Origin of the sequence: Pseudomonas sp. UBA6753 (assembly GCF_002453565.1) — a bacterium.
Lineage (GTDB): Bacteria > Pseudomonadota > Gammaproteobacteria > Pseudomonadales > Pseudomonadaceae > Aquipseudomonas > Aquipseudomonas putida_Z.
The window spans coordinates 66,303-81,638 of the sequence record NZ_DKHD01000054.1 but is presented as its reverse complement, the minus strand read 5'-3'; the positions used below and the strand labels follow the sequence as shown (position 1 = coordinate 81,638).

Here is a 15,336-nt window from a genome sequence, read left to right as displayed (position 1 = left end):
TGTGGGAGCGGGCGCGCCCGCGAAGAGGCCGGCTCAGGCTAACGGTTATCAGGCGTAGTAATCGACCGCACTGTCGCCAACAACCACCTGCTGCTCCACAGGCCGGGCGCTATCGACTGCCTCTGCCCCGCCCTGCTCGGCCCGGCGCGCCGCCACCCCGGACAGGTTGCTGCCCTGCGCCTGCCCCTGCTGCTGTTGCTGCTGCCCGCGCGACTGGTCGGCCACGTTAACGTCCGGCTGTGCCAGCCCCTGTTGGGCGAACAGCTCGCGCAGGCGGTGCACCTGGCTGTCGAGGGCGTCACGCACGCCGGCGTGGCCGCTGATGAAGGTGATCTGGGTCGACTGGTCCGTCGCAACATTGACGCGAATGTCCAGGCGGCCCAGTTCCGCCGGTTCCAGCTGGATATCCGCCGACTTGAGGTTCTGGCTGGACAGGTACATGACCCGGTTGACCAGGCCTTCGGCCCAGGCGTTCTGGTTCATCGGCAGCGGTTGGTGCAATGGGCTGGCATTGGCCGGCACGGCATTGGCGGTCTTGGCCGTGGCGGCCTGGGTCAGGTTGGCCAGGCGGTTGGCGAAATCGTCTACGCGTGTATCGCTGCCAGCGCTCTTGGTGTCTTTCAGGCCATCTTCGAGCAAGCCGGCAAAGGCCTTGTCGCCAGGCTCGCCCGTTTCACCCTCGGCATTTTCGACCAGATTCGCCAAGGTATTGACGGCCATCTGCCCCTCTTCGCCCTGAGCCTGCGAAGGGTCCAGGGCATGCGCCGAAGTCGCTCCCTTGGCCTGGGCGCTTTGTTCCAGCGCCAGGCGCAGGGTCGGCAGGTTGGCCAAAGGGTCGGCGTCAGGGTCGAAGGCTTCCTCGGCGGCCGGCTCCTCGGGCAGCTCGGCGGTGACCTGCGCCTGCGCCGCGGCGGCCTGCAACACCGGCGCCACCGCCTCGGCCTGGGCCTGGATCAGTTGTGCGCCAGGCTGGGCGTCGGTGACTTGGCCGGCAACCAGGCTGGCATCGCGCAAGCCGGTGTCGGCCTGGGCCTGGTCGTCGGCTGGCAATTGTTTGCCGTCATCGGCAACCGCGGGTTTGTCGGCAGCGGCTTTCTTGCCGCCCTGCGCCGCCTCGGGCTTGTCCTTGGGCTTGGCCTGAGCGACCTTGTCGTCCTGCCCGGCGGCCTTGTCGCGGCCCTGCCGGGCCATCACCTGGCCGAAGCCGTCGCCCTTGTCGCCCGGCGCCTGCAGCGGCTTGTCGGCCTGTGCGGCGGCCGAACGCGAGGTGTTGGCAATGGCGTTGCCTTGCAACAATGGGTTGGGTGCGACAGGCATCGAGCGGTCTCCGCGCCAGAAACAAAAAAATCATATTGCCAGAGACACGCAAGACTCGCGCCAAGTCGCGCTTCAACCCGCCGAAATGCGCTGCTGCTCACCTCGGTAGAAGCCCTGCACCTCGAGGAACTCTTGGTCGATGCGGTTGATCAGGTCTTCGATCCCATACAGCGGGGGCCGCCGTGCGCGCTCCTCCAGCTGCTGGCACAGGTTGGCCAATGCAACCGCGCCCATGTTGCTGCTGCTGCCCTTGAAACTGTGAGCCGCGGAGCCGAGCTCTTCGGCACTTTTGGCCGCGTGCAGCTGACCCAGGCGCCGTTCGGAGTCGTCGAGAAAGGTTTGCACCAACTGCAGGTAGCCATCTTCCATGACCTCACGCAGGTCGCTGAGTACCTTGTGGTCAATATGCATGTCAGTCACTTGTTCACTCCTTGATCAAGCCAGATTATGCCCGAGCCAACCCGTGGCTCACCAGACGAACTCCACATGCGCGCAGCGCCCGCCCTCACTCCAGTGCGCGCTGCTGGCCAGCCGCCGCACCAGGTTCAGGCCTCGCCCGCTCAGCCCCTGCTCCAGCGAGGGCCGCGACAGCACCCGCTGCACATCGAACCCAGCACCACTGTCACGGACCTCGATCTTCAGACGCCCGCCGTCGGCTTGCGGTTCAACCTTGAAATCGATGCGCACGTAACCGTCGGTCAGAACCCCAAGGCGCCGGGCGCGCTCCTGATAATAGTCGGCAAAGCCCTGTACATCGCGCTTGAGCTGCGAGTCCAGGCCCAGCACGCCATGCTCCAGGGCATTGGAATACAGCTCGCTGAGCACACTGTGCAGGTTGCCGGTACGCGCGCGCAGGCCATGAATCTCCTGCAACAACTGCACCAGGTACGGCACCGGGTTGAAGCGCTTCAGGCTCTGGCCACGCACCTCGAACCCCAGCGACCAGTCCAGCGGGCTGGAGCGGCCGCTATCAGAGTAGATCATCGGCGCCGGCACCCGCTCCTCGGCGCTGAACATACGGATGTCGCACAGGCTGATGTCATCGCGCGGGCGCCCGCCAAAGCGCTCCAGGGCCTGCATCACTTCGTCGAACAACCGCACCGGGTCCCGGTTGTCGGCCAGCACCCTGCGCAGCCGCTGCACACCAAACAGGCGTTCATGGTCGTCGGCGGTGTCCAGCACGCCGTCCGACAGCAGCAGCAGGCGCTCGCCCGGTGCCAGCGGCAACACTTCGGTACTGTCATCGAAACGCTCGGCGTCCAGGATGCCCAGCGGCAGGTGTCGCGACGTCAGCACCGACAGCACCTGGCCATCCACTGCCAGGCGATAGCCATCAGGCATGCCGCCGTTCCACACTTCCACCGAACCGCGCTGCATGCTGAGGTTGAGCAGCAGCGCACAACAGAACATGTCCACCGGCAGGATACGTTTGAGCTTGGCATTCATCTCGCGCAGGATTTGCGCCATGCCGTAGCCCTTGGCAGTCATGCCGTAGAACACTTCGGCCAGCGGCATGGCGCCTACCGCCGCTGGCAAGCCGTGGCCGGTGAAATCGCCAAGCAGCACGCGCATGTCGCCGGACGGGGTGAACGCGGCCAGCATCAGGTCGCCATTGAACAGCGCATAGGGCGATTGCAGGTAGCGGATGTTGGGCGCGGCCAGGCAGCCGGAGTGGGCCACCTTGTCGAACACCGCCTTGGCCACCCGCTGCTCGTTGAGCAGGTGGTGGTGGTGCCGGGCAATCTGGTCGCGCTGCTCCAGCACGGTGGCCTGCAGCCGGCGCAGGCGGTCCATGGCGCGTATCTTGGCGCCGAGGATCACCGCACTGTAGGGCTTGGCCATGAAGTCGTCGCCCCCGGCCTCCAGGCAGCGCACCAGGCCTTCCTCCTCGTTCAATGACGTCAGGAAAATGATCGGCACCAGCGCTTCGCCGGCCAGCGCCTTGATCTGCCGCGCCGCCTCGAAGCCATCCATCACCGGCATCAGCGCATCCAGCAGCACCAGTTGCGGGCGCCGCTCGACGAACAGCGCCACCGCCTGCTCGCCGTTTTCCGCGGTGAATACCTGATGGCCCTGACGGCGCACGATCTGCGCCAGCAGCAGGCGGTCGGCGGCACCGTCTTCGGCGACCAGCACGGTCAACGCCTGTTCGGCCGGCATGTCGGCGCTCAACTGATATCGAAGAGTTTTTCGAAATTGGAGATGGCGAGGATCTTGCGCACGTCGGAGCTGGCATGCACCACACGCACATCCGACTCATCGCCGCCCGCATGGTCACGCAGCAACAGCAGCATGCCGAGTGCGGAACTGTCGAGGTAGGTGGTGTCCTTCAGGTCGACGACCACCGAATCTGGCCGGTTGGGCTGGCGTTCGTAGGCGTCACGAAATTCCTGGTGCTTGCCGAAATCGAAGCGCCCCTTGATCTTTATCGTCAGCTTTTTCCCGTCCTGCGAAAAATCAGTCTCGACTGCCATGCTAGCGATTCCTTCGATGATGGCGGATGCAACTCCTTAAAGGTTTAGCAGGCGATGGCGGGGGTGGCAAGCATGTGGGCTGCCTGTCCCGGCCTCTTCGCGGGTAAACCCGCTCCCACAGGATCTCCACGAATTCGAATTCTGCGCCGTACCTGTGGGAGCGGGTTTACCCGCGAAGAGGTCAGTACAGGCTATAGGTGATTCTGCCGCGGCAGGCGTTGTGACAGCTCGTCGAGCAAGCGCTGCTCGCGCTTGTCTTCGGCCCGCCGGGCTTCGTCCAGGTAGCGCTGCACCAGCTTGCGCAAGCCTTCCACCCGGGCATAGGCCTGCTGCCAGGTGCCGCGGGCGTTGTTGAGGTTGTTCTGGTGCCAGACCAGGCTCTGGCGCTGCTGGGTCATGGCCGTTTCCAACTGCCCGAGGAAGCGCTGGTAATTGACCAGCCAGCTACCGTTTACCCCCTGCCCGCCACGGTTGATCCACTGCAGTTGGTAGTCCTCGCGAAACCGTTCGAGCTCGGCCAGCTTGGCCTGTGCCGTGGCCACCTGCTGCTGGAACTGCCCAAGGCGCTGGGCCGCCTGGCGCTCGGCCTCTTCGGCCATGTCCACCACCGGCGCCAGGCGCGCGGCACGTCCGGGCAGCGCCATGGCCTATCAACCGCCCGCCGGGGGCGCAAAGATCGCCCCCAACTGTTCGCGGCTTTGCGCCATGCCCACGCTCTCGCGCAGGCCCTGGCGCAGAAACTCCACCAGCTTCGATTGCAGCGCGATGGCCAGGTCGGTTTCCGGGTCGCCACCCGCCACGTAGGCGCCCACACTGATCAGGTCGCGGCTCTGCGACAGGCGCGACCACAACTGCTTGAACTTTTGCGCCTGGCGCAAATGGTCGGCATCGACCACCTGGGGCATGACCCGGCTGATCGAGGCTTCGATGTCGATGGCCGGGTAATGGCCTTCCTCGGCCAGCCGCCGCGACAGCACGAAGTGACCATCGAGCACACCGCGCGCCGCGTCGGCAATCGGGTCCTGCTGGTCGTCACCCTCGGACAACACGGTATAGAACGCGGTGATCGAACCACCGCCTGGCTCGCCGTTGCCGGCCCGCTCCACCAGCTTGGGCAGCTTGGCGAACACCGATGGCGGGTAACCCCGGGTGGCCGGCGGCTCGCCGATGGCCAAGGCGATTTCACGCTGGGCCTGGGCGAAACGGGTCAGCGAGTCCATCAACAACAGCACGTTCTTGCCCTTGTCGCGGAAGTACTCGGCAATACGTGTGCAGTACATGGCGGCCCGCAGGCGCATCAGCGGCGCATCGTCGGCGGGCGAAGCGACCACCACCGAGCGCTTGAGGCCTTCCTCACCAAGGATATGCTCGATGAATTCCTTGACCTCGCGGCCCCGCTCGCCGATCAGGCCAACGACGATGATCTCGGCTTCGGTGAAGCGGGTCATCATGCCCAGCAACACCGACTTGCCCACACCGGTACCGGCGAACAGGCCCAGGCGCTGGCCGCGACCGACGGTGAGCAGGCCATTGATGCTGCGAATGCCCACGTCCAGCGGCTTGCTGATGGGGTCGCGGTTCAACGGGTTGATCACCGGGCCGTCCATCGGCACCCAGTCCTCGGCCTTCATCCCGCCCTTGCCATCCAGCGCACGGCCGGCGCCGTCGAGCACCCGGCCGAGCATGCTCATGCCCATGGGCAGGCGGCCGCTGTCATCCAGCGGCACCACCCGGGCGCCGGGGGCGATGCCGACAATGCTGCCGACCGGCATGAGGAATACCTTGGACCCGGCAAAGCCCATGACTTCGGCCTCCACCTGCACCGGGTGGTAGCTGTCGTCGTTGATTACCAGGCAGCGGCTGCCGACTGCAGCGCGCAGGCCTTCGGCTTCCAGGGTGAGGCCGACCATGCGCAGCAGGCGGCCTTCGACGATGGGCTGGGCCGGCAGCTCGATGGCCTCGGCGTAACTGCCCAGGCGCTTGCCGAAACTGGTGCGCTCAAGTTGCATCCGGGCTACCCACGGCGCGCTCTGGCAGGCTATCCAGGTCTACCGACATGTCCGGCGCTGCCGGGTGCAGCGAATGGTCGTGCAACTGGTCGAACAGTTGTGCCACGGCTTTCTCGATGCGTGTTTCCATGGTCGCGTCGATGCGGCTATGCGCGGTCTCGATACGGCAGCCACCTGGTAGCAGTGCGCTGTCCTCGAGCAGCCGCCAGCTTTCCTCATGGCGCTCGCGCAGGGCCTTGGCCAGCTCGAAATCCTGCGGGTTGAGATGAATGCGGATATTGTCCGCGCCCATGGGCAGCAGCTTGAGCGCTTCGCGCAGTACCTGGGTGATCTGGCTGGAATCGCCCCGCAGTTCGCGACCGATCACCTGGCGGGTCATGTGAGCCACCAGGTGGACCAGGGTTTTCTCGATCTGCGTGTCCTGCTCGGCGATCGGCTCCATCAGGTTGGTCATCAGCCGGTCGAGGCTCTCCAGCTTGGTCTTCAGGGCCTCTTCGGCTTCCTGGCGGACCTTGAGCTGGGTGCTATGGAAGCCCTCGCGCTCACCGGTGGCGAAGCCTTCGTTGTAGGCCTCCTGGCGGATGGCCTCGAGTTCTTCCAGGGTCAGTGGCTGGACTTCTTCCAGCGGCACTTCCTCGACTTCTTCCTCGATTACCTCGGGTTCCGGCGCCGGTTCGGGCTCAGGCTCGGGTTCCGGGTCGAAGCTGGGCAGCGCCCATACGTCCACGCCCTCGAGGTCGCGGGCGCGGATCAGGTCGCTGGGGTGCTGTTCTTTGGTGGACATGTTTTCAGGTACTCAACAAGCCTGTTCGACAAATGCGGGGCCCTGTGGGAGCTGGCTTGCCGGCGATCAAGGGCGAAGCCCTTGCCATACAGCAGCGGTGCCTGGGCCGGCCTCATCGCCGGCAAGCCAGCTCCCACAAGTACCGCACCAGGCCGCAAAATTCATTTGCCTGCCCTGGTGGATCAGATCATTTCCTCGGCACCCTTGCCGCCGAGCACGATCTCGCCGGCCTCGGCCATGCGGCGGGCGATGGTGAGGATTTCCTTCTGCGCCGTTTCCACGTCGCTGACCCGCACCGGCCCCTTGGCCTCCAGGTCGTCGCGCAACAGCTCCGAGGCACGCTTGGACATGTTCTTGAAGATCTTGTCCTTGACTCGCTCGTCGGCGCCCTTGAGCGACACCACCAGCACGTCGGACGAGACTTCGCGCAGCAGCGCCTGGATGCCACGGTCGTCGACGTCGGCCAGGTTGTTGAAGACGAACATCAGGTCTTCGATCTGCTCCGACAGGTCGCTGTCGATCTCGCGGATCGCGTCCATCAGTGCACCTTCCACCGAGCTGTCGAGGAAGTTCATGATGTCGGCGGCGCGCTTGATGCCACCCAAGGTGGTACGCGCCGCGTTGGAGTTGCCCGAGAACTGCTTCTCGAGGATCTGGTTCAGCTCCTTCAGCGCCGCCGGCTGCACGGTGTTCAGCGACGACACGCGCAGGACGATATCCAGGCGCACCTTGTGGTCGAAGTTGCTCAGCACTTCGCCGGCCTGGTCGGGGTCGAGGTAGGCAACCACGATGGCCTGGATCTGCGGGTGCTCGTAGCGGATCACGTCGGCAACGGCGCGCGGCTCCATCCACTTCAGGCTGTCCAGGCCGCTGGTGTTGCCACCGAGCAGGATGCGGTCGACCAGGCCGTTGGCCTTGTCCTCGCCCAGGGCCTGGTTGAGCATCTTGCGGATATAGGCATCGGAGCCCACGCCCAGGCTGGTCTGGTCGCCGACGATTTCGACGAACTCGCTCATCACCTGCTCGACCTGCTCACGGTGCACATTGCCCATCTGCGCCATGGCCACACCCACCCGCTGCACTTCCTTGGGCCCCATGTGCCGCAGCACCTGGGCAGCATCGGTCTCGCCCAGCGAAAGCAGGAGGATCGCCGCCTTGTCGACGCGGCTCAGCTTGGCGGTAACGGCTCGGTTATCACTCATCGGCGTTGATCCACTCTTTCACGACCTGGGCAACGCGGCCCGGGTCTTCGGCCACCAGGCCTTTGATTGCGTTGAGCTGTGCCTCGTAACCCTCGTTCGGGCTAGGCAGCAGAATGCTTGTCGGGCCACCCAGACTGACGCGGTCGTTGGCCAGTTCGCCATCCAGACCCATCATGCCGCCCAGCTCCATGTCGCTATCCGGGGCAGCCTGCTTGCCGCCCCCTGTAATGTTGTTCAGCACCGGGCGCAGCACACCGAACACCAGCACCAGGATGAACACCACGCCCAGCACTTGCTTGACGATGTCCCAGAACCACGGCTGCTGGTAGAAGGCAATGTCGGTGATTTCTTCGCCGCGGTCGGCGGCGAACGGCACGTTGATCACCGTCACGCTGTCGCCACGGCTGGCATCGAAGCCGACCGCGTCCTGCACCAGGCGAGTGAAGCGTGCCAGGTCCTCGGCGCCCCATGGCGCACGGGTGGCGTCGCCGGTGGCCGGGTCGATCTTGACCTGGTCGTCCACCACCACCGCCACCGACAGGCGGGTCATGCGCCCCTGCTGCTGGCGGGTGTGGCTGATGGAACGGTCCAGCTCGAAGTTCTTGGTGCTTTGCTGGCGCTTGTCCGACGGGTACGGCGCGAGCATCGGCTGGCCGGTGGCCGGGTCCATGATCTGCTGGCCGTTGGCATCCACCAGCGGCTGGCCAGGCTGGATGGCCGCGGCCGGGGTAGCGGCACCACCGGTGGTCTGCGGTGCCGAGGCCGGGCCTGGCGGCTGGTTGCTCAGCGCACCGGGCACACCTTGCGGGCCCTGGCTGCTGGCACGTTGCTCATCGACCGACTGCTCGCTGCGCAGCGCCGGCTGGTCTGGGTTGAACTGCTCGGAGGTGGACTCGACCGCACTGAAGTCGAGGTCGGCGGACACTTCGGCCTTGTAGCGGTCATTGCCCAGCACCGGCTGCAGGATGTTGTGCACCCGCTGGGTGAGCATGCTTTCCACCCGGCGGCTGTAGTCGAACTGTTTGCCTGCCTGGGTCAGGGCGGTGTCCTGGATCTGCTCGGACAGCAGGTTGCCCTTCTGGTCGACCACGGTGACCTGGGACTTGTCCAGTTCCGGCACGCTGGTCGCGACCAGGTTGACGATGGCCATCACCTGCCCGGCTTCCAGGGCACGGCCCGGGTACAGCTCGACCAGTACCGAGGCGCTGGGCTTGCGTTCGTCACGCACGAACACCGAGCTTTTCGGGATGGCCAGGTGCACGCGCGCGCCCTTGACGTTGTTCAGGCTGGACACGGTACGCGCCAGCTCGCCTTCCAGGCTGCGACGGTAACGGGTGGCTTCCATGAACTGGCTGGTGCCCAGGCCCTGCTCCTTGTCGAGCAGCTCGAAGCCGACGTTGCCATCGCTTGGTGCCACGCCGGCGGCCGCCAGTTTCAGGCGCGCACGGGAGAGGTCGTCGGCCTTGACCAGCAGAGCACCGGAATTGGGCTCGACGTTGTAGGGGATGTCGGCGGCGGCCAGGGTATCCATGACCTGCTTGGTGTCCATGCCCGCCAGGCTGCCGTACAGCGGACGGTAATCGGGTTGTTGCGACCACAGCACCACGGCAAAGCCGATCGCCACGCTGGCGGCCAGGCCGACCAGAAGGCCGATCTGACGCAGCATGGGCATCTGCGCGATGTTTTCCAGAAACGCCATGCCAAACAGCGGCGGTTTGGCCGCGGGCGGGCCGCTTTTGGCAGGGGGGTTGTCGACGACTGCTTCAGCCATGGTTTACGTCCGTCCTCAAACCGGCATCTGCATGATGTCCTGGTACGCCTGGACCAGCTTGTTGCGTACCTGGGTCAGGGCCTGCATCGAAACGCTGGCCTTTTGCGAAGCGATCATCACGTCGGTCAGGTCGACGCCACTCTTGCCGATCTCGAAGGCGTTGGCCAACTGGGTCGAAGCCTGCTGCGTCTCATGCACCTTGCCGATGGCCTGGCCGAGCATGTCGGCAAAGGTACTTTGCCCGGGTGCCAACTCGGGGGCAGCGGCCACCTTTGGCAGCGACATGGCGTCGGCCTGCATGGCCCGCATGTCCAGCATCAGACGATTGAATTCAACACCTTGGCTCATGACCCTTCTCTCTCCTGCGGCCGCATTTTTTTGACAGTGATGCGGCGGATAGCCAACCTAAAGCAACAAAGGTGCCAGCCTATGTATGCCAGACAATCTGGGGCCGCTTCGCGCCCCATCGCCGGCAAGCNNTTGCCGGCGATGGGCTGCGCAGCAGCCCCTTTCGATCTTCAGCCGAACAGGCTGGCCTCGACGTCAAACCCGGCATCGCGCATCTGCGCCAGCTTGTAGCGCAGGGTACGCGGGCTTATCCCCAGGCGTTCGGCGGCCTCTTTGCGGCGGCCGCGCTCAGCGCGCAGGGTGTCGATGATCATCTGGTACTCATGACGACGCATGTCATCGCCCAGCCCAACAGGCTCAGCCAGCACCTCAGGTGATGGCTCGATGCCAGCCGACAATGGAATGGCGCCCGCCAGACAAAAATCCGCCGCCTCGATCACCCCGCCCTGCTGCAGGATCAGCGCCCGCTGCAGGGCGTTGTCCAGTTCGCGTACGTTGCCCGGCCAGGCATACGCCTGCAGGCAGGCTCGGGCCTGGGGCGACAGCTGCACGGGGGCGTGCTTCATCTTCGCCACGTGACGCGCCAACAGGCGCTCGGCCAGTTGCAGGATGTCACCCGGGCGTTCGCGCAGCGGGCGCCAGGCCAGGGGGAAAACCGACAGGCGGTAGTACAAGTCTTCACGGAAACGCCCGGCCGACACTTCGCCAGCCAGGTCACGGTTGGTGGTGGCCAGCACGCGGATATCCAGGCTGATGGGCTTGCGCCCGCCCACCCGCTCCACCTCGCGCTCCTGCAGCACGCGCAGCAGCTTGGCCTGCAAGGCCATTGGCATTTCCGAGATTTCATCGAGCAGCAAGGTGCCACCTTCGGCCTGCTCGAACTTGCCGGCCTGGGCAGCGATGGCACCGGTAAAGGCACCCTTCTCGTGGCCGAACAGGGTGGCCTCGAGCATGTTGTCGGGGATGGCAGCACAATTGATCGCCACGAAGGGCTGCGCCGCCCGCGGCGACTGCTGGTGAATGAAGCGCGCCAGCACTTCCTTGCCGGTACCGGATTCGCCGGAAATCAGCACGGTCGAGTCACTGCGCGCCACCCGCGTGGCCAGCTCCAGCAACTGTCGACTGGCCGGCTCGCAGGCCACCGGGCCTTCCTCTTCAGCCACGCGCCCGGCGGCATGCCGCTCGACCAGACTGAGCAAGGCCTTGGGTTCGAATGGCTTGACCAGGTAGTCGGCAGCCCCTTGGCGCATCGCCTCGACGGCACGCTCAACCGCGGCATGCGCAGTCATCAGCAACACGGGCAGTTGCGGTTGCTGGCGGCGCAGCTGGGCCAGCAGTTGGTGCCCATCCATGCCAGGCATGTTCACATCGCTGACTACCAGGCTGAAGGCCTCCTCCAGTACTGCTTCCAGCGCTTCTTCGGCACTGCCCACCGCCTGGTAGGCGAAGCCGCCGATTTCCAGGGTATCGCCCAGCGCCTGGCGCAATACGCGGTCGTCCTCGACCAGCAGCACCTTGATCGCCATTACATGCCCTCCGCCAGTTGCCCGTCGATCAACGGCAGCTCCACCTGCACACAGGTACCACGGCCAACCTTCGAGCGCAGGCGCAGCGTACCCTGGTGCGCGCGCACCACGGCCTTGACCACGGCCAGGCCCAGGCCGGTGCCGGTAGCCTTGGTGGTCAGGAACGGTTCGCCCAGGCGGCCGAGCAGGTCGGCATCGATACCACTGCCGGCGTCGCTTACACACAGATGCAGGCTGCGCTCGCGGCGGAACAGGTGCACCTTCAGTCGCGCCGGGCCGTCGCTGGCTTGCAGCGCATTTTCGATCAGGTTGAGCAATGCACCAACCAGGGTGTCGCGGTTGCACAGCAGCTCACCCAGGTGGCTGTCGCACTGCCAGCGCACGGCGTGCCCTTGCACATGCGCCTGGGCAGCCTGCTGCAGTGCCTGGAACAAGGCTTTTGGCGTGACTCGATCATTCAGCGGCAGCTCGCCACGGGCGAATACCAGCATGTCGCGCACCTGGTGTTCCAGCTCGTGCAGGCGCTCCTTCAGGGTGCCGGCAAAGCGCTGGCGGGTTTCCGCGCCCAGCTCTTGTTCGGGATCAGCCAGGTGGCTGGCGTAGAGCATCGCCGCCGACAGTGGCGTGCGGATCTGATGCGCCAGCGAGGCGACCATGCGCCCCAGCGAAGACAGGCGCTCGTGGCGAGCCAGCTGGTCTTGCAGGCGACGGGTTTCGGTCAGGTCGTTGAGCAACACCAACTGGCCAGGCTCGGCATCCAGCGAGCGAGTGGCAATGGACAGACGGCGGCCGTCGCGCAGCGAGACTTCGTGACCGTCATCCTTGCGCGGGGCAAAGCTGCGGGCGATCACCTGGCGCCACAGCTGGCCGACCAGCGGCTCGCCGAGCAGTTCGCAGGCGGCCGGGTTGGCTTCGCGTACCAGGCCCTGGCCATCGATCACGATCACCCCGCCGGGCAGCAGGTCCAGCAGGTTCTGCAGGCGGTTGGCCAGGCGTTCCTTTTCGCTCAGTTCATCGATGCGCTGGGCGCTGACCACCGCCAGCTCGCCCTTGAGTTCGCTGACCCGGGCTTCGAGCAGGCTGTAGGACTGGCTCAGTTGGCTGGACACCTGATTGAACAGGGCGAAGGCCTGCTCGACACCCTGGCGGCTGTCCTGCTCGATCGGGGTTTGCCCCTGCGGATCGGGGGCTAGGGATACGTGGGCGGCCTGGGGCATCTTGCTCTCTCGCGTGGCTGACCGTCATAAAAACGGTGTGTTGCCAGCGGTGTAGCAATAGCCGTGCCGAAGATAGGGATTTGGGTTGGCTGTGCCGGCCTCTTCGCGGGCATGCCCGCTCCCACAGGGATCGTGCAGGCTTCAAGCCTTGCGCAGTACTGGAGACTTTGGCTCCCTGTGCCGGCCTCTTCGCGGGCTTGCCCGCTCCCACAGGGATATCATCGAATTCAAGCTGTGCATCGATCCTGTGGGAGCGGGCGTGCCCGCGAAGAGGCCGGTACAGGCAACCGCCAGGCGTCAATCCTCCGCCTGTTCCTCGCCACCCTGGCGGCTCATGCCGTACTTGCGCATCTTCTCGACCAGGGTGGTACGACGAATGCGCAAACGTTCAGCCGCGCGCGCAACGATACCGTTGGCATCGTCCAGCGCCTGCTGGATCAGGCCCTGCTCCAGGCTACCCAGGTAGTCCTTCAGGTCCAGGCCTTCAGGTGGCAGCATGGCGTGGTTGCTGAAGTTCGGCGTATGGCCGTTGATCGCCACGCGCTCTTCCAGGTCGCTGCGCAGGCTGTCGACCATCTGCTCGTCTTCGTCATCGACGTAACGGAATTTCTTCGGCAGCTCGGACACGCCAATCACCCCGTACGGGTGCATGATCGCCATGCGCTCGACCAGGTTGGCCAGCTCGCGCACGTTGCCCGGCCAGCCGTGGCGACACAGCGACATGATCGACGCGGAGTTGAAGCGGATGGACCCGCGCTTCTCGTGCTCCATGCGCGAGATCAGCTCATTCATCAGCAGCGGGATGTCTTCCACCCGCTCACGCAGCGGCGCCATCTCGATGGGGAACACGTTCAGGCGGTAGTACAAGTCTTCGCGGAACGTACCCTCCTCGATCATGGTCTCGAGGTTCTTGTGGGTCGCGGCAATGATGCGCACATCGATGCTCTGGGTCTTGTTGCTGCCCACGCGCTCGAAGGTACGCTCCTGCAGCACGCGCAACAGCTTGACCTGCATCGGCAACGGCATGTCGCCGATTTCGTCGAGGAACAGGGTACCGCCATTGGCCAGCTCGAAACGCCCGGCACGGCTGGTGATCGCCCCGGTGAAGGCGCCCTTCTCGTGGCCGAACAGTTCGCTTTCCAGCAGCTCGGCCGGGATCGCGCCGCAGTTGACCGGCACGAACGGCGCTTCGCGGCGCTTGGAATGGTAGTGCAGGTTGCGCGCGACCACTTCCTTGCCGGTGCCGGACTCACCCAGGATCAGCACGCTGGCATCGGTATCAGCCACCTGCTGCATCATCTGCCGCACGTGCTGGATGGCACGGCTGGTACCGACCAGGCTGCGGAACAGGTTGGGTTCGCGCTGGCGGCCACGCTCGCGCGCCTGGTCGTACATCTCGCGATAGACCTGGGCACGGTGCAGCGAATCCAGCAGCTGGCTGTAGCTTGGCGGCATTTCCAGGTTGGAAAGCACCCGGCGGCGAAGGTCTTCCGGGAACTCCGCAGAAGAAATTTCACCTAAAAGCAGAACCGGAAGGAACTCATCCCACCCAGCCACTGTCTTAACGAGCCCAAGCACACTGCCCGGGGCGTTTACAGTGCCGATAAGCACGCACAGCACTTCGCGACTCGAAGACAATGGCTCGACCACCTGCTGCCAGTCCTGGCTGGAGCAAGCGAGGTTTTCTTCGCCGAGGAAGTTAAGCACCACCGCCAGGTCGCGGCGGCGTGCGCTGTCGTCGTCGATCAGCAGAATCTTGGTTTCACGCCACATGCAATAGCAACTTCCCTAGTCATATCGGCGCCCGAGGGCGTGCTCGACATCATTCCGACTGAATGGTCAGTGTTCGGACGTCTGAAATTCGAAAACAGCCACTAGTAAAGTCAAAAAACACCAGCCAGTCAAATTAATGGCGCATGGCTTTTTGCAGATCTGTGGTCAGGTGAACAAATGGTATACCTTTGCCGCGTTCTTCGCCTGACGGATTTTCGTCATTTCATCCACCAAGGATTGACGTTCGCCACTTGCAACATCGATTAGTTGACGGTATACGGCCAACAACTGCTCAAGGCTGGCACTGACATCGGCCTCGTTGCCCTTCGCCTCGCTCACCATGTCACCGATGCGCAAGCGGCATTCCAGGTCCAGCTCACCCACCGCTTCCCAGTTGCGCTCGGCCAGCGCCGCCAGCAGCATTTCCCGGGTCTGCTCGATCCGGGCGATTACTTCGCTCATGTCATCCTCCTTTATCAGGAAGCCGACGACTGATCGCCGATTGCGTCCCAACCTTCCTTCACAGTGATCAGCAGGCGCGCGACCTCGTCGATGATAGCCGGGTCACCCTTGACGTTGGCCTCGATCAGGCGGCGGCTCATGTACATGTACAAGCTGTCCAGCTCAGCCAGGCTGTCGGCATGGTTTTCCAGGTCCAGGCCTTCACGCAGGCCGCCGATGATGTCGATGGCCTTGCCAATGAGGATGCCTCTTTGCGCGATGTCGTTGCGGGCAATTGCGCCCTTGGCCTGCGCCATGCGATCAAGGCCGCCCTGCATGAGCATCTGCACCAGGCGGTGCGGACTGGCTTCGGACGTCTGCGCTGCGCCGTTGACTTTCTGGTACTGCCGAAGGGCCAACATCGGGTTCATGGATCTGCCTCGTTGCTGCGGTAAAAAGTTGCTTGTACCTGCT

15 protein-coding genes are annotated in these 15,336 nt (G+C 64.7%); all 15 read right to left on the bottom strand.

Annotation, left to right across the window (positions count from 1 at the left end; all coding sequences use genetic code 11):
* Positions 1-48: 48 nt before the first annotated feature.
* On the bottom strand, positions 49-1,317 hold the full coding sequence (locus B2790_RS20835) for a flagellar hook-length control protein FliK (RefSeq protein ID WP_286919649.1): 1,269 nt from the start codon (positions 1,315-1,317) through the stop codon (positions 49-51).
* Between the two features lie 72 nt (positions 1,318-1,389).
* Positions 1,390-1,737 (bottom strand): Hpt domain-containing protein, encoded by a 348-nt coding sequence (locus B2790_RS20830; RefSeq protein WP_286919648.1) that lies wholly within the window; start codon positions 1,735-1,737, stop codon positions 1,390-1,392.
* Between the two features lie 48 nt (positions 1,738-1,785).
* Positions 1,786-3,477, bottom strand: coding sequence for a fused response regulator/phosphatase (locus B2790_RS20825; protein WP_286919647.1), 1,692 nt, complete (start codon positions 3,475-3,477; stop codon positions 1,786-1,788).
* A gap of 8 nt (positions 3,478-3,485) precedes the next feature.
* A complete protein-coding gene (locus tag B2790_RS20820) occupies positions 3,486-3,791 on the bottom strand; it encodes an STAS domain-containing protein (RefSeq protein WP_015271215.1) in 306 nt (101 codons plus the stop codon).
* Between the two features lie 191 nt (positions 3,792-3,982).
* Positions 3,983-4,435, bottom strand: a complete 453-nt coding sequence (gene fliJ, locus B2790_RS20815) for a flagellar export protein FliJ (RefSeq protein WP_085663987.1) — start codon at positions 4,433-4,435, stop codon at positions 3,983-3,985.
* Positions 4,436-4,441: 6 nt separating this feature from the next.
* Complete coding sequence (gene fliI / locus B2790_RS20810) at positions 4,442-5,800, bottom strand: flagellar protein export ATPase FliI (protein WP_061551804.1); 1,359 nt, start codon at positions 5,798-5,800, stop codon at positions 4,442-4,444.
* Positions 5,790-6,584: a flagellar assembly protein FliH gene (gene fliH, locus B2790_RS20805; protein WP_286919645.1), complete on the bottom strand. Its 795-nt coding sequence runs from the start codon at positions 6,582-6,584 to the stop codon at positions 5,790-5,792. The genes fliI and fliH overlap by 11 nt, the downstream gene beginning before the upstream one ends.
* 182 nt (positions 6,585-6,766) lie before the next feature.
* A complete protein-coding gene (gene fliG, locus B2790_RS20800; RefSeq protein WP_003257289.1) occupies positions 6,767-7,786 on the bottom strand; it encodes a flagellar motor switch protein FliG in 1,020 nt (339 codons plus the stop codon).
* Positions 7,779-9,557 (bottom strand): flagellar basal-body MS-ring/collar protein FliF, encoded by a 1,779-nt coding sequence (gene fliF / locus B2790_RS20795; protein ID WP_025340086.1) that lies wholly within the window; start codon positions 9,555-9,557, stop codon positions 7,779-7,781. Before fliF ends, fliG begins: the two co-directional genes overlap by 8 nt.
* A gap of 15 nt (positions 9,558-9,572) precedes the next feature.
* A complete protein-coding gene (gene fliE / locus B2790_RS20790; protein ID WP_013973606.1) occupies positions 9,573-9,905 on the bottom strand; it encodes a flagellar hook-basal body complex protein FliE in 333 nt (110 codons plus the stop codon).
* Positions 9,906-10,075: 170 nt separating this feature from the next.
* A complete protein-coding gene (locus tag B2790_RS20785) occupies positions 10,076-11,431 on the bottom strand; it encodes a sigma-54-dependent transcriptional regulator (protein ID WP_286919644.1) in 1,356 nt (451 codons plus the stop codon).
* Entirely contained in the window at positions 11,431-12,648 is a 1,218-nt protein-coding gene (locus B2790_RS20780; RefSeq protein ID WP_286919643.1) for a sensor histidine kinase, read from the bottom strand. Before B2790_RS20780 ends, B2790_RS20785 begins: the two co-directional genes overlap by 1 nt.
* A gap of 297 nt (positions 12,649-12,945) precedes the next feature.
* Positions 12,946-14,421, bottom strand: coding sequence for a transcriptional regulator FleQ (gene fleQ / locus B2790_RS20775; protein WP_046614590.1), 1,476 nt, complete (start codon positions 14,419-14,421; stop codon positions 12,946-12,948).
* Between the two features lie 165 nt (positions 14,422-14,586).
* Entirely contained in the window at positions 14,587-14,883 is a 297-nt protein-coding gene (locus tag B2790_RS20770; RefSeq protein WP_003257286.1) for a hypothetical protein, read from the bottom strand.
* 14 nt (positions 14,884-14,897) lie between these two features.
* A complete protein-coding gene (fliS, locus tag B2790_RS20765) occupies positions 14,898-15,293 on the bottom strand; it encodes a flagellar export chaperone FliS (RefSeq protein WP_003257284.1) in 396 nt (131 codons plus the stop codon).
* Positions 15,294-15,336: the final 43 nt, after the last annotated feature.